The 14,834-nt window shown below is 45.4% G+C and carries 11 protein-coding genes and 3 pseudogenes; 4 read left to right on the forward strand and 10 right to left on the reverse strand.

The window, feature by feature from the left end; translation table 11 throughout:
- Positions 1–78: 78 nt before the first annotated feature.
- Complete coding sequence (locus tag BAU14_RS01650) at positions 79–1,368, reverse strand: glycoside hydrolase family 125 protein (protein ID WP_161898352.1); 1,290 nt, start codon at positions 1,366–1,368, stop codon at positions 79–81.
- Between the two features lie 157 nt (positions 1,369–1,525).
- Between BAU14_RS01650 and BAU14_RS01655 the strand changes: the two genes are divergently transcribed.
- A complete protein-coding gene (locus BAU14_RS01655) occupies positions 1,526–2,587 on the forward strand; it encodes a GntR family transcriptional regulator (protein ID WP_161898353.1) in 1,062 nt (353 codons plus the stop codon).
- Between the two features lie 255 nt (positions 2,588–2,842).
- Positions 2,843–4,987: a GH92 family glycosyl hydrolase gene (locus tag BAU14_RS01660; protein WP_161898354.1), complete on the forward strand. Its 2,145-nt coding sequence runs from the start codon at positions 2,843–2,845 to the stop codon at positions 4,985–4,987.
- Positions 4,988–5,158: 171 nt separating this feature from the next.
- On the opposite strand, the gene BAU14_RS01665 is transcribed toward BAU14_RS01660, so the two are convergent.
- From BAU14_RS01665 to BAU14_RS01685, 5 genes are all read right to left on the reverse strand, one after another.
- The gene (locus tag BAU14_RS01665) at positions 5,159–5,332 is read right to left on the reverse strand and encodes a ribbon-helix-helix domain-containing protein (RefSeq protein ID WP_161898355.1); all 174 of its coding nucleotides are present in this window, start codon (positions 5,330–5,332) and stop codon (positions 5,159–5,161) included.
- Between the two features lie 213 nt (positions 5,333–5,545).
- On the reverse strand, positions 5,546–6,574 hold the full coding sequence (locus BAU14_RS01670; protein WP_161898356.1) for an SPFH domain-containing protein: 1,029 nt from the start codon (positions 6,572–6,574) through the stop codon (positions 5,546–5,548).
- Between the two features lie 217 nt (positions 6,575–6,791).
- Positions 6,792–7,778 (reverse strand): CHAP domain-containing protein, encoded by a 987-nt coding sequence (locus BAU14_RS14500; RefSeq protein ID WP_161898357.1) that lies wholly within the window; start codon positions 7,776–7,778, stop codon positions 6,792–6,794.
- A 320-nt stretch (positions 7,779–8,098) separates the two neighbouring features.
- Entirely contained in the window at positions 8,099–8,842 is a 744-nt protein-coding gene (locus BAU14_RS01680) for a class I SAM-dependent methyltransferase (RefSeq protein WP_161898358.1), read from the reverse strand.
- Positions 8,839–9,561 (reverse strand): pseudouridine synthase, encoded by a 723-nt coding sequence (locus BAU14_RS01685; RefSeq protein WP_161898359.1) that lies wholly within the window; start codon positions 9,559–9,561, stop codon positions 8,839–8,841. The genes BAU14_RS01680 and BAU14_RS01685 overlap by 4 nt, the downstream gene beginning before the upstream one ends.
- Before the next feature lie 302 nt (positions 9,562–9,863).
- On the opposite strand from BAU14_RS01685, the gene BAU14_RS01690 reads away from it, so the two are divergent.
- Positions 9,864–12,428, forward strand: a complete 2,565-nt coding sequence (locus BAU14_RS01690; RefSeq protein WP_161898360.1) for an HAD-IC family P-type ATPase — start codon at positions 9,864–9,866, stop codon at positions 12,426–12,428.
- A gap of 295 nt (positions 12,429–12,723) precedes the next feature.
- Here BAU14_RS01690 and BAU14_RS14505 read toward each other — a convergent pair whose 3' ends face one another.
- The 4 genes and pseudogenes from BAU14_RS14505 to BAU14_RS14520 all read right to left on the reverse strand — a co-directional run.
- Positions 12,724–13,590, reverse strand: a complete 867-nt coding sequence (locus BAU14_RS14505) for a hypothetical protein (RefSeq protein WP_420022070.1) — start codon at positions 13,588–13,590, stop codon at positions 12,724–12,726.
- 93 nt (positions 13,591–13,683) lie between these two features.
- Positions 13,684–13,911, reverse strand: a pseudogene (locus BAU14_RS14510) (helix-turn-helix domain-containing protein); the annotation flags it as partial.
- Positions 13,893–13,937 (reverse strand): annotated as a pseudogene (locus tag BAU14_RS14515) (hypothetical protein); the annotation flags it as partial. The pseudogenes BAU14_RS14515 and BAU14_RS14510, both read right to left, overlap by 19 nt.
- 55 nt (positions 13,938–13,992) lie before the next feature.
- Positions 13,993–14,142, reverse strand: a pseudogene (locus tag BAU14_RS14520) (HTH domain-containing protein); the annotation flags it as partial.
- Between the two features lie 243 nt (positions 14,143–14,385).
- Here BAU14_RS14520 and BAU14_RS01700 point away from each other — a divergent pair.
- Positions 14,386–14,817 carry an 8-oxo-dGTP diphosphatase gene (locus BAU14_RS01700; protein ID WP_161898362.1) on the forward strand — a complete coding sequence of 144 codons (432 nt, stop codon included), beginning with the start codon at positions 14,386–14,388 and terminating at the stop codon, positions 14,815–14,817.
- The last annotated feature ends 17 nt before the right edge of the window (positions 14,818–14,834 follow it).

A 14,834-nucleotide genomic window follows, 5' to 3' on the forward strand; every position in this document is an offset into this window, starting at 1 on the left:
CTTGTTCATTCATTATCAGCGGCAGCTACCCCGAAGCTTTCGTAAAAAGGCCCAGAGCAGCTATCCTAGTTCACTTGTCTATTTTTCTACGCGGATGTCGAAGTAATCCATCACCAGTTCACAGAACATCATGTTGGCCCAAGAGAACCATTCCCGTGTGTAATTATCAGGATTGTCCACATCAAAACCTTCATGCATCAAATGTGTTCCGGCATCAGTAGCTACCAACTGGTTCAAGATGCGTTCTTTTTCTGCCTTGTCGTCGGTAGTCATGCCTTCCATCGCCATAGCAATCGGCCAAACATAGTTTTCCGGTGTGTGGGAAGAACCGATGCCTTTAGCGAATTCTCCTTCATAATAGAAAGGATTTTCTTTACTTAATAGCGTTTTACGAGTCCGCAGATAGCGTTCGTCATGGATATCTCCGTAGCCCAAATAGGGAGCGGAAATCAAGTTTGGTACGTTGCTGTCGTCTTGAATCGTAGCATTGCCCATGCCGTCGACTTCGTAAGCATAAATATCTTCGCCCGCAGCATTTTTCGTGCGGCCGTGGGCTTGAATACCCGCTTCAATCTCAGTTTTCAGCTTGCCAGCTTGGGCAACGATTTCTTCATCAGACAACACACCGCTGAAGATTTCTTCAATGTAGCCTAAAGCAACGACAGCAAACATATTGGAAGGAACCAAATAGCCATAGATACAGCGGTCATCAGAAGGACGGAAGCCTGACCAAGTCATACCACAAGGAGCCACGGCTGCGCCACGTCCCTCATTGATCAAGGTATCTTCTTCCCGCCAAGTATCGCGAACAAAATTATAAGGTGATTGATTGTGATCTTGTTCCGTTTCAAAGACCTGCAGAATCTTTTTCACACCGTTGACGAAATCTTCATTGAATTGATCTGTGCGACCTGTATTTTTATAAAGCAGGTAAGCCAATTGAACCGGGTAGCATAAAGAGTCAATTTCGTATTTGCGTTCCCAGATCCAGCCGTTCATTTCTGTGTGGTCATCTTGATGGCCGGCACCATTGTCTTCTTCGTTAAAGGCATTCGCGTATGGGTCGATGTTGATATAGAAGAACTGTTTTTTTACCAGACCGGAAATCATCGCCGCCAAGTCTTCGTCTTCTTTAGCAATCACCAGATACGGACGAACTTGTGCAGTGGAATCCCGCAACCACATTGCCGGAATATCACCGGTCAAAAGGAAAGTCGTGCCGTCTTCGTGCCGTTTAACAGTAGTCAACAGTGTATTCGCAAAGGCCGCGTTGAAGTTCACTGCCCAGTCAGCATGGTTTTCCCCACATTTTGCTGTAATGTCATCCATGAATTTTTGAACTGATGTTGGTATGTCTTTATAAGCCATTATTTTGCTCCTTCGCTAATTTGATATATCAATACAAGGTGATTATAACAGGTTCAGCGGGTTTGTCCACGCTTTCAAATGAATTTCTAATGATTTTTTTCTGGCGAACTATGCTATTATACAAATATGATATATCATTTAAGAAAGGAGCCTGCCAGTGAGTTTGCCATTATATATGAAGATCTTAACTGATCTCAAACAACAGATCCTAAATGGTCAGCTGACCGCCGGGGCCAAACTCCCCACTGAAAAAGAACTTTCCGAAAGTTATAGTGTTTCTCGGATCACTTCAAAACGAGCCTTAACAGAATTGGAACAAGACGGACTGATTTATCGGGTGCGAGGCAAGGGCAGTTTTGTCAAAGCCGCGCACACTTCTGAGAACAGCACTTCGACAGCTGCTAACGACAAACCCAAACGAATTCTTTTCGTTTTACCCTTTGTCAACGACTTGTCAGTAGGCAACTTTAATGAAGGCTTGGCACCGGTCATGGCGGAAAACCACACTGATGTGATGATGGTAGCCCTTGACTTTTTGGCCAACAAAACTGCCGCCGAAGTCATGGCGGAATTTGACGGCATGATTTATTACGTCAACGATATCGATCAATACCTTGATCTCTTATTGGAACTTTCCCTCAGTCAGTTTCCAGTGATTTTATTGGATAAAAAGCTCTATGATCTACCTTATCCTGCGGTCTTGTCCGACAACGTGGATGGCGGACGCCAAGCCACCAAAGCGCTGATTGCAGAAGGGCATCGCCACATTGCTTATCTGTTTTGGGATGTTCAGCACCCCCAATCCGTCCGGCAACGTTACTTGGGCTATATTCAGGAATTAAAAGAGGCTGGTCTGAGCTTCCACACATCAATGGACGACCAGACCGCCAATGCCAAAATGCTGACCCGCTACTTAGCCGCTCACCCGGAAATCACAGCATTGATCTGTGAAAACGACTTAGTGGCCATTGATGCGATGCGTCAGATTCGACAAGCTGGTAAAACCGTTCCAGATGATTACTCCATTATCGGATTTGACGACATTCAGGCAGCTGCATTGGTAGATCCGCCGCTGACCACTGTTGCCCAGAACTTCAAAGAGCTGGGAGCAACGGCGGGCCGTGCTTTGTTGGAACAACTGCAACAAAATGCGATTCCCACTGACGCATTGATTCCAGTCACCTTGGTAAAACGCCGTTCAACGCGCCAAATCCACTGACTCTACACGATAATTGTCAGATCTGCCCTCACTGAAGTCTTTGGATAGATTTTTGTACTTTCTAAAGAAAAAACTGGTATATGACTTGCCACTGACTGATGTAAAACGGAAAAATACTCGACTTCCCCTTTTTTAAGAAACAGCTAACTAATTTGATCCTGACATAATGCAGCCGCTTTTTTGGCTGTTTGCAAAACTATATCTTAATCTATTACACTGCGCGATTTTAAAAGACGCACACAAAGGAGATTGACCATGCATCCACAAATGATTGACACTCGTTTTGGTACCGCCAACCAACACAGCTTTTCTCACGGCAACTGTTTGCCTTATACCGGAGTTCCCTTTGGTATGAACTACTTTGCACCTCAGACGACCGATCAAAAAGGCAGTTGGTGGTTTCATCCGGAAGACCGGACTTTCCAAGGTTACCGGCTGACCCATCAACCAAGTCCTTGGATGGGCGATTACAGTCATCTGCTGCTGGCTCCAGTCAGCGGTCCATTAACAGAAATGAGCCTGTTTGCTGCCCAAAGCTCCTATCGTCCGGAAGAGGCAATCTTTGAACCTTCCCAACTGGCGGTTACGCAATTGCGCTACCAAGCTTTTTCCCGCTTGATTCCTACTATGTATGGCGCAATACTGGACGTGGACTACCGGCAAAAAGACAACGGCCTTTTGCTGCAACTGCCAGGACGATTTGAACTCACCATCACCGATACACACCATGCAGAAGGCTGGCTAATCAACTTTTCCGGCTGTGAAGATCCCGATTTTAAAATGTATTTTGCGCTGGAATTCGATGCACCGCTGAGTAATGCCCTTGAAACCATTACCGGTGAAGATGGCTTGATCCGCTTTGATTTCGCCGCAGCTGATCATTTGACTGCTAAACTGGGAACGTCATTTATTGACCTTACCTTTGCCCGTCGCAATCTGAAACAAGACGTCAATGGTACTCCAGAGGAACTGCTGACTGCCAGTCGCAAACAATGGCGCAACTACTTGGAACGAATCAAAATCACAACTCACGATTCCAAGCATCGGGAAACTTTTTATCATAACTTTTATCGTTGCTTTTTGTTCCCACAAACCTTTTATGAACTAGATGACCAAGCAATGCCCGTCCACTACGATACCCTCAGCCGCAGCGTTAAAGCCGGTGTCCTTTACACGAACAACGGCTTCTGGGATACTTTCCGAACGGTTTATCCACTGTACACCCTGATTGCTCAAGACAAACTCGGGGAAATGCTAGAAGGTTTTTTGAACAGTTATCGAGATGCCGGCTTTTTGCCAAAATGGTTGTCACCAGATGAACGAGGATTGATGCCTGGTACGCTGATTGATGGAGTTATCGCTGACGCCGCTGCCAAAGGTATTCGGCTAGATTTAATGCCCGAATTATTGGAAGCAATGAAAAAATCAGCGACAATCCAAAGCGACAATCCCAATTATGGCCGCCAAGGAACCGCAGATTACCTGCACTATGGCTATGTACCATTGGATCATCACGAATCCGTAAACCACACCTTGGATTACGCGTATAGCGATTATTGTATCAGCCGGGTGGCAGAAGTCATCGGCGACAGCGAGACCGCAGCCTTCTATCAAAAACAAGCGTTGAATTACCACAATATTTTTGATCCAGAGACTGGTTTTATGCGGGCAAAAGACAAACAAGGCAACTTCCGCGAAGACTTCCTACCAACTCGTTGGGGGAAAGACTACGCAGAAGGCAGCGCTTGGCAAACCAGTTTCTCGGTCTTCCAAGATTTCCAAGGGTTGATCACTGCTCATGGCGGTAACGATCCTTTCGAAGCCAAACTGGTAGAGCTTTTCAATCAGGAACCGGCCTATGAAGTGATGGGCTACGGTTTTGAAATCCATGAAATGAGCGAAATGGCCGCCATCGAATTTGGTCAATTTGCCATCTCCAATCAACCAAGCTTCCATTATCCATATCTAGCCAGCTACATCGGCAAACCACAAATGACACAGCCATTAATCAAACAAACCTTGCAAGAATGCTTCAATACTGGCTTTAACGGCTACCCGGGCGATGAAGACAACGGCACGATGGCTGCTTGGTACATCTTCAATAGCCTTGGTTTTTATCCGGTGACGTCAGGTGCCGGTGAGTACGTAATCGGTATGCCATTAGTAGAAACTGCCACAATTCATTTGGCAAACGGCCGACTTCTGACAATCGACGCCGGTCACAATCAGCCGCAACACCTGTTCCTACAAGACGTATTGCGCAACCACAGCGAACACAGTGAAATGTTCTTCACCCATGAGGATTTGCTGACTGGTGGCGAAATCCAATACCGTTTAGGTTTGGTACCGGCAGTGAAAACCTACAGTAAAGCAGATTATCCATTTTCGTTGAGTAAATAATAGTTGCCCTTCAATTGGCTGTTAGACATGCTTTGTAGAGATAAAATAAAAAAAGATCAGCAGCAATGTGTTATCTGCCGCTGATCTTTTTTTATTCCGCAAGAATATCGCTGGAAATCCCCACAAAAAAACAAGCCAGTCGCAACGATAGTGATCGTTACAGCTGGCTTGTCAGTTGTCTTTTGTTCCTTTTTTACGTTTTTTTACCGCTTCGGTCAACAGATACTCAATCTGGCCGTTGATACTACGAAACTCATCTTCCGCCCACCCGGCCAATTCTTCATATAACTCGCCGGAAAGTCGAAGGGGCAGCTGTTTTTTCGGTTTTTTTGGTTTTTCTGTCATAGTCATCTGCCCCTCTTTCCGACTCATTTTCACAGCTCTCACGTCTCTTTTAGAAGGCTGACAACAGCCAATGCCTTCGTTACAGCACTATCAATATTACAAATACTTCACAAGATGCTGTGTTCTGCTTACTGGCTTCCGACAATAAATGCTCGCAAATGGGTTTCAGTGGTACATTCAGAAGCCCTCGAGTTTTTCAGTCATCTCTTCATTTTAATACAAGGAGCCGCTGTTGACCACTGGTTGTGCATCCCGATTGCCACACAGAACCACCATCAGATTGCTGACCATGGCAGCTTTGCGCTCTTCATCCAGATCGACAACGCTGTGCTCGTTCAGTTTTTCGATGGCCATTTCTACCATTCCGACCGCACCTTCTACAATCAGCTGGCGCGCATCCACGATAGCAGAAGCCTGTTGCCGTTGCAACATTGCTGCTGCGATTTCTGGCGCATAAGCCAGATGGGTGATCTTGGCTTCGATGATTTCGATACCGGCGACATTCACCTTACTTTGGATTTCTTCGGCCAGTTTTCGGCTGACTTCCAGACTGGAACCCCGCAGACTTTTTTCGTTGGCATCCTCATCGTCGGTGGCATCATATGGATACAGCCGCACGATATTTCGTAGTGCTGAATCCGATTGAATGGACAGGTAATCCATGTAATTGTCGACATCGAACATGGCTTTAGCTGTATCCTTCACTCGCCAGATAACGACAATTCCAATAATGATCGGGTTACCCAATTTATCATTAATTTTTTGTTTGTTGTTGCTCAGAGCCATGGTTTTCAATGAGAGACGCTTTTTAGCCAGTCCGGCAGCTGCTGTTTTAGCCACGCCCGCTAGACTTTCAGAGTCTTCTGTTGCCGGTACGTCACTGTTTCCTGATTTAGGGACGGCCACTGCCATCATGAAAGGATTGACGAAATAAAAGCCAGCGCCTTTCAACGTACCGACATATTTCCCAAATAGGGTCATCACCAGCGCTTCATTCGGATGAACGATTTTCAATCCGGCAAACAGTAACCATACAGGCAATGCCCAATAAAAAATCGCAATACCCATCAAGATACCACCAAAGGCCCCGCCTGTATCTTCAAGTGAAATAATCCCCCAGACAAATAGCACGATAGACGCGAGGATTCCCAAGAGATTTAAGATTAGAATCGGCATGCCTTTCTTGGCTTTCAAAATAACTTCTTGGGTCGCTTCTTTTACTACCACTTTTTCATTTTCCATTTTTCAGCCCTCCATCATTTGATATCATTTTGATATCATATAGAATACAAGTTCATCTTACGCCCACAGAAGCACGCCGTCAAGTAAATTCAAGTCAGAGAGTCGCGCTTTCTTTTTGCTAAACAAAAAACTACCGACTTGCAGGATTCAGCAAAGTCGGTAGGATAAGATTTATTATTTTTCTGAACTAAGAGTGAACATCAGCTATTTCTTACCATTAGTTCTTATGAATAAACTGCAAACCTGCTGCGCTTAACGTCTGATAATTAGGACCCGCGGGCGAAGCAAAGCCCATTCCGCCTTGTGAAAAGGTAAATGTGCCATCACTGTTGACGGATTCCACATAGCCCACATGACCATACTGCGCGCTTGCGCCTTGCTGTCCGGCGGCGAATACGACGACGGCACCGGCTTCTGGCGAGCTATCCACACGGTAGCCATCGGCAGCAGCTGAGTAACCCCAGTCAGCCCCATTGCCCCAATAAGTGCCTACCCAAGGCGCCACCGTTTTAACATACCACGTACATTGTCCCCAAGAATAAGCATTCCCTGAGTCTGAGTGATCGATTCCTCGTGGTTGATTTGCAGCAGCTTCAGCGGCCGCCTTTAAAGCAGCGGCTTCTTCTTGCTTCGCTTTTTCGGCAGCAGCTTTTTCCTCTTGCTGCTTTTGCGCTTCTAATTTTTTCAATTCCTCTTGTTTAGTGGTGAGTTTCTTTTGGTCGGCTGTTGTCTTTTCAATCAGGTCTTCTTGTTTTTCAGTCAGCTCTTTGAAGCTCTTTTCGGCGCGATTGCTGGCAGTACGGCTAGCGGCTTCATTCGTTCGTTTTTCTGCCAGCTGTACATTCAGTTCTTGTACAGTTTCTTCCAGCTCTTTTTTGCGGGCAGTTGTTAACGCATAGTCGGCTGAATTGACGTTGGCAGTTTGATAGACCGCATTGGCTGTATTTAACAGCTTTTGGGCCTCCGCCAATTCCTTCGCTGCCTGTTTTGTAGCTTCAGAGGCTGCTTGTGAGCGCTGCTTCGTTGTTGAAACATTGGCTGCTTGTTGTTCTATGCGCTTTGACAAGTCCTCTGTCTGATTTTTATTATCTTTTAAAACTGCTTCAGTCTTTGTGATAGTGTTCTTAGTATCGGCGATTTTATTTGTCGTTTCAGAGGCAAATACTGGTGTCGTCATCAAAGCTGCGGCTGTTGCCAGTGTCATGAATACTGTCTTCTTAAATTTCAAAAAATGTCCCCGTTTCCTATTTTTTTCGTAGGAACAATTTAGCACGGGAAATCATGAAGCGGATGACGAGAGCCTTACAGTTACATATCAAATTTCGCCAAAAGCGGTTTTCAAACGACAAAAGTTACAGTGATTTTGCAAAAATACGGGAATGTTGCAAAAGCTAAAATTTTTTCTAAAGAGTGTTTAAGAATTTCTTTGTTGAAAATGGCAGCTCCTACAAAATAAGATCGGCAACTTGGAGAAAAAAGTCGCTGATCTTATTTAGCTATTTTTTGTGTAGCCAACACACGTATTTATTTTATCCACAAAAAGTGTCGGAACATGGCAATCTTTTTAAAAATCGCATCTGTTTGACACTCACTTTCCAGTCGAAACATGTTTTCCTGCCAGTCTTCCGTGAATTTGATTTCCGAATTTTGGGAGAGTCCATAAAACATCCGAATCCCATAATCGCCAGTAACCGCAGTATCTTTTTCATCCAGCCAGTCCAGCAGCCACTCGTTGGTATAGTCTATGACTTTTCCGAAATTCACAGACTGACCGGCTTTTCCTTGCAGCTCAGCCAAAGCTTGGGCCGGATCATCCCGCAACACCGCGTTAACCATAATACGGCCACGGGGGTTGTGCTTCACAAGCGAAAAACGGCCGCCAGGAACTAACAAGCTCCACAAAAAGTCCAATATTTCGTTGCGATCCTCCACATACTCCAACACGTTATGGAGTAAGATCAGATCATATTGTTCATGCTGCAGCGGAATTTTCACCTCAGCAAAATCACCGCTGAGAAATCGGTAGTTAGCCGTTTGATAGCGATGAGCGGCGATTTCACGGTTGGGTTCATAAGCGGTCACTTGATGTCCAGCTGCTGCTAGATACGCAGCCGTTTTACAAAAACCGGCACCAAAGTCTAGTACCTTCAGCGGTTCTACTGCGCCGAGGTCGGCTTGATCCAACTGTTGCCACAATAGCCGGTAAAATAATTTTCCCCAGGGCATTTCATCGACTTCTTTAAAATAAGCTTCTACATTGACGGTCATGAGCGGTCCTCCAAAGCGGTGATTTCGATTGCGGTCAAGGGTCGATAGTCCCCCAGTTCCAGTGCGGGATCCAACGCCAATTTTCCGATACGCAGGCGTTTTAGATAAGTTACTTCTTTACCGACGGCTGCTACCATGCGCTTCACCTGATGGAATTTGCCCTCATGAAGAATCAGTCGGATGTCACTAGTTGCTGCCTCTTGATCTACCGATAAAATGGTTAACTCTGCCGGTAGTGTTTTTTCTCCACCGTCAATCGTCAGTCCGGCGGCAAATTTTGTTACATCTTCTGCTGTCATAATGCCGTCAACTTTTGCATAGTATTCTTTGTCTACATGTTTTTTGGGTGACAACAGGCGGTGGGCCAGCGCGCCGTCATTGGCTAATAGCATAAAGCCTTCCGTATCTTTGTCCAAGCGCCCCACCGGAAAAAGATCTTCTCGGTAGTCTTCATCTGCCAAAAGATCCACTACCGTCTCTTCATAATCATCCACCGTCGCCGAAATCACGCCAACCGGTTTATTCATCATATAGTAGAAATATTTCTGGTAGATCACCGGTTCGCCGTCAAAGCGAATGTCGTCTTTGTTTTCCTCCACTTGAGTTTTGTCGGATTTGACCAGGGTTCCATTGACTGTCACCAAACCCTTTTTGATAAAAGTTTTGACCTCTTTGCGGCTGCCCAAAGCCATATCTGCTAAAAATTTATCCAATCGCATGTCGTCGGATCACTCCTATCGCTTTTCTTTTGAACCATAACCACAGCACACTGTTACGCATTTTCTCATAGTCTCATCGGTTACAGCTATTTTCTGCATTATAACACGACAGCAATCGGCTTTTCCCGGATACCAAATAGCCCGCTGCTGATTTTTTTGCATACCCCTGTGAAAAAGTTCCTCACGCAAGTCTCACAAAACTTCCTATACTAATCACATAGCAGCGATCAAGCGGAACGCTCTAAAAGGTTACCTTTGGATTCATCCCAGTCGCTGCATTCAATCAATTAGGAGGACAACCTATGGACTATCATAACAAAACCATCTCACAAACATTGAAACATTTTGATACCTCTGCCAAAGGACTTAATCAAAAGCAACGTAAAAAGCGGTTGGAAAAATTCGGCGCAAACAAATTGAAAGAAAAAGCACCACAGCCGCTTTGGAAAAAAATCGGCAAACACTTTATCGACTTGCTGATGATCGTCTTGATGGCAGCCGCCATACTAAAAGGAATCACCGGCGACTACGTGGAAATGGGCATCATCTTGGCGGTGGTAGTCATTAACGGGTTAATTGGCTACCTTCAAGAAAGAAAAGCCGAAAGTTCCTTGAACAGCTTGAAACAGATGATGGCACAAACCGCTGATATCCTCATGGACGGGCATCGAAAGAAGATTGCCGCTGAAGAGTTGGTTCCTGGGGATCTGCTGCTCTTGCAAAGCGGCGATATTTTACCGGCAGATGTCAGATTAATGGAAAGCCACGATCTGGTCGTTGAAGAAGCCGTTCTCACTGGTGAATCACTGCCGGTAGCCAAAAGCACGTCCCTTGTGGACAGCTCTGCTGCTCTGGGAGATCGCCTCAACCTGGCATTTTCCGGGACGCAGGTTCAATCCGGCTCGGCAATAGGTATCGTAACTGCTACCGGTGATCAGACAGAAATCGGCAAAATCAACAAAGCTTTGCAGTCGGTTAAACCACAAACGACGCCACTAATTCGCAAAATGAACCAATTGAATCAGCAAATCTTTAAAGGCCTGATGCTCTTCATCCTCTTTCTCGTCTTCTTCACCACATTACGCTACGGCTTGGAAGCCAATCTATTGCTGTCAGCGGTCATCGCATTGATTGTCGCTGTCGTTCCTGAAGGCTTGCCCGCCGTTCTGACCATGATTTTATCGCTGGGTGTCAAAGAAATGTCAGACCAAAAAGCCATCGTAAAAAGCATGCCCGCCGTTGAAACATTGGGCTCCATGACAGTGATTTGCTCAGATAAAACAGGTACGCTAACGAAAAATGAAATGACCGTAAAGCAAGTAATTCTACCGGAAAAGTCAAAAAATGATGCCGCAGCTTCATCAGAATTATTGCACTTGATCATGAACAACTGCCAAGATTTACGGACAAGCGATACCCAAAAGGTCAGCGATCTCAAAGGAAACCCCACTGAATTAGCCGTATTGCGTCATGTCCACCAGTACCAAGTGCCAAAACTAGCCAAGCTGCAGCAGTTGCCCTTTCATTCCCGCTACAAATACATGGCAACCACCCATTTGGTAAACAACCAACTGATGCTTTTTGTCAAAGGGGCGCCAGAAGTTCTTTTGGATCGAGCAAACCTCACAACAGAGGAAAAGAACTACTGGGAGCAGGCAATCACCGCAGCAGCCAAACAAGGTCAGCGGGTATTGGCCTTTGCCGCAAAAGAAATCAATACTGAGGCAATCCGCCATGAAGACATTACTGATTTAAAAATCAGCGGCTTGGCAGGAATCATCGATCCGCCGAAAGAGTCAGCGATTGCCGCTATCGCAAAATGCCATCAAGCTGGTATCACCGTAAAAATGATTACTGGTGACCACAAAGATACCGCCCGTGCCATCGGAGCACAGATTGGTCTAAAACATAGCGAAACGGTGGTGGAAGGCCGTGAAATCGAAAACTTCTCAGACGAAGAACTCCAACAGGCTGTCAAAAAAACCGACATCTTTGCCCGCACCACACCAGAACATAAATTGCGAATCGTGGCCGCTTTGCAACAACAAGGAGAAATCGTTGGGATGACCGGCGACGGCGTCAATGATGCCCCCGCACTGAAAAAGGCCGATATCGGTATTGCCATGGGTATCAAAGGTAGTGAGGTCACAAAAGAAGCAGCAGATATGGTCTTAGCGGATGATAATTTTGCCACAATCGCTGCCGCGGTGAAAGAAGGCCGTCGCATCTTTGACAATCTGAAAAAGACAATCAATTTCTTTCTGCCTACTTCACTAGCACAAGGGCTGTTGGTCATCTTCGCATTACTCACAGATCGACCCTTGCCACTGACACCCGTCCAGATTCTCTGGGTCAACATGGTCACTACAGTCACATTATCTTATGCACTGGGCTTTGAAAAGGCTAATCCAGAGATTATGGAACGCTCACCGAGAAACCCAAATGAGAAGATTCTCTCGCCTCATAGTCTGTTTCGAATTCTCTTTGTTAGTTTGTTAATCACTATTCCGGCTTACCTGTTGAGTTCACAAGCGACCGATCCGCAAGTTGCACGAACACTCTTACTACAAAGTATTGTTGTAAGCCAAGCTTTCTATATGATTAACTGTCGAGAACTTTCCGACATGCCATTGAATAAAAGCCTGCTGCAAAATAAAGCTATCTGGTTGTCCTTAGGTGCGTTAGTGCTCATTCAAGGTTCACTTTTTCTATTACCTTTCATGCAAAACATGATTGGTACTGCTTCTTTAAATGCGGCACAACATATCGCTGTTTTCTTGGCTGCAACCCTTGTCTTTATATTGATAGAGTTGGAGAAAAAAGCAGTCAAAGCATTGGCTCGTCGCACACGAAGTCGAACTGCTTAACGTCACAGGACTCAGCTATCAGCAAGAATGGCTATGTGACACCTGATAGCCTTATAGACCAAGTATCAAACCGGCAAGTTATGAAAAGAAACAGCCACCACCAATTTTTGTTTGGTAGTGACTGTTTCTTTTAATTATACACCGATACTAGCATTCCATCGCACCACGATGATTGGCCTGTCAGCCGGCTCTGGAGTCTTCGGACAAATTGTTTTAATTTCAGTCCAGATATAGCACTGGCAAGAAGCGCAATTGAGATTTCAGTGACGGTCTACTTTTGTCTTCTCTCATTGGTTTATATATACTGCTTGCGGACCAATTTTTCAAATTGCTGCAGCTCATTAGCGGTTGGAATGGTCGATAAATACACAGTTTGCCCGCTGCACTCAAAATTAATTGGTAAATTCGACAAAATAATGTTTTCACTGCCAAGTGTCATTTTTTCCAATTCTTCCAAGCTGATTTCATTCAGCTCTACTCGCCTTCCCGCCAAATCTTGCAGTTCTTGCAATAAAAATTGCTTCCAGGCGGGTTCTCCTTGATAGACTAAAAAGGCTTTAACTGGTTGGGGATTCAGCCGCGCTCGTGCTGTTTGGACCAACAGTACCAGGTTGCTGACTGCATGATCAGAAACACTTTCAATCCCCGCCATTCCTTCTGTCGCCAAGGTTTCTTGAATGCTCTCAAATAGCTGCGGGTAGCGTCTACGACAGACTGTCAACACCTCGGCGTATTCCATCAAAAACTTATCCGATAAGGTTTTGGACTCATAATACTTTACTTGAAACAAAACAAGGTCCTCGAGTAGTTCTGAATCTTGTGTGATACTAAAGGGCATACCTAGCCTTGTCAGGAAGTCTTTCGCCGACTTGAACAGATGAGGGTAAGCTTTTCTCAACAGCTCTGATACTTCCGGTGACAACAGATAACTCCAACTTTCCAAAAAACAGAAAAAGGCAAAGAAACTTTCATCTGCTGACAGGTTGATCCCTTCTTTTCGATACAAGTCTTTTAAAGCGGCCAGATAATCAGCAAACAAAACATCTTCTTCGTAGGCTAACGTTTCGACACGGCAACCGGCTTTGATTCGGATCGTATTGATGAAAAACCAGCAGATTCCAAAAATCTTCTCGGTGGTGACGGCTAAACCTTGCCGCTGCAAGCCTCTGAGAAAGTCGTGATAATTACTTTCATGAACCCCATAGTCCTCAAAAAAGAAGTGTTGATGGGTAAATGGAACTAGGAGCCGATGATAAAAGAGCCGAATTGCTGTTTCCTCACCGCCCCAAGAAATTTCGCTGCGATCCAATAAAATCTTCAGCTGAAAGTTCTGCAATGCAGCGTTCATCTTAGTTACCTGCTTCTTGAGAACATCGTAAGAAAGCCCCTGCTCTCTCAAAAAAGTCGGTACGGCAATCTTTTTTTTCAACAATAAGGCTTGTAATACCACCATTGACAAGGATTGCTGCATGTAAATGTCCCAGATTTCTTGAATACCTTCTGTCGCACTGGTCTTCAAAAAAACACCGTTGCTGCCATCTGAGTCCAATTCCCAATCCTTTGGCAGTTCCAGCCGGAGACTCTGGAGATCGTTGAAAACCGTTCGCTGAGAAACCGCCATTTTTTGCGCCAATTCTTTGGTAGTTACCAGCGGAGAATTGATTAACGTCTCCAAGATTGTGATTTTGCGCCGCACCTCTTTTTCTGCAATCATCTGCTTTGCCAATGTAAACAAGTTATCATCTCCTTGAATATCCCTTTTGGGTGAAGGCTGCCACAGAAATAAACCGCTTTTTCGTCTCTGGCATTCTCCCTAATCTTGTTTTATAATCATTTATGCTATTGTACCACGGGATATTTTCCCACCTGACAGTCTAAAAAGAAATCCTTCAAAAAACACCTCAGGAGATCAACTGCTACTGCCGGCAGTTGTGTTGTTCAGAAAGCAGGAAGACCCATGACACGAACCTTTGCCGTCGAACTGACGACTATTTGTATGATTGAAAACCAGCAAGGAGAGATTCTGGTGCAGGATCGTAGAAAACCCGACTGGCCTGGATGGACGTTTCCCGGTGGTCACGTAGAAGCTCTCGAGTCACTCTCTGCCGCCATCATTCGTGAGATCAAGGAAGAGTGCGGACTCACCATCACCCCTCAGCTACGAGGAACTGCCGAGTGGCTCAACGATAAATCAGGGATGCGTGAGCTGGCCGGCCTCTTTTATGCCCGCACCAGCGAAGAACCACAAGCCGGTTCCGGTGAAGATGCTCTTTTTTGGATCCCCAAGGAGCAGTTGACTGGTGACAAGCTTGCCGGTACGCTGGGAGAGTTATTGCCGATTTTCTTTGGCAGCGACCAATTAGGGACCTATTTCAAAGACAATTCATAAAAAGTAGACACTGTCAG

Source organism: Candidatus Enterococcus leclercqii, assembly GCF_009933135.1.
Lineage (GTDB): Bacteria > Bacillota > Bacilli > Lactobacillales > Enterococcaceae > Enterococcus_C > Enterococcus_C leclercqii.

Bases quoted from the DNA above. Each gene is read 5' to 3' on its own strand.
- BAU14_RS01650 (WP_161898352.1), bottom strand. From the start codon at position 1,368: ATGGCTTATAAAGACATACCAACATCAGTTCAAAAATTCATGGATGAC.
- BAU14_RS01660 (WP_161898354.1), top strand. From the start codon at position 2,843: ATGCATCCACAAATGATTGACACTCGTTTTGGTACCGCCAACCAACAC.
- BAU14_RS01665 (WP_161898355.1), bottom strand. From the start codon at position 5,332: ATGACAGAAAAACCAAAAAAACCGAAAAAACAGCTGCCCCTTCGACTT.
- BAU14_RS01670 (WP_161898356.1), bottom strand. From the start codon at position 6,574: ATGGAAAATGAAAAAGTGGTAGTAAAAGAAGCGACCCAAGAAGTTATT.
- BAU14_RS14500 (WP_161898357.1), bottom strand. From the start codon at position 7,778: ATGACACTGGCAACAGCCGCAGCTTTGATGACGACACCAGTATTTGCC.
- BAU14_RS01680 (WP_161898358.1), bottom strand. From the start codon at position 8,842: ATGACCGTCAATGTAGAAGCTTATTTTAAAGAAGTCGATGAAATGCCC.
- BAU14_RS01685 (WP_161898359.1), bottom strand. From the start codon at position 9,561: ATGCGATTGGATAAATTTTTAGCAGATATGGCTTTGGGCAGCCGCAAA.
- BAU14_RS01690 (WP_161898360.1), top strand. From the start codon at position 9,864: ATGGACTATCATAACAAAACCATCTCACAAACATTGAAACATTTTGAT.
- BAU14_RS01700 (WP_161898362.1), top strand. From the start codon at position 14,386: ATGACACGAACCTTTGCCGTCGAACTGACGACTATTTGTATGATTGAA.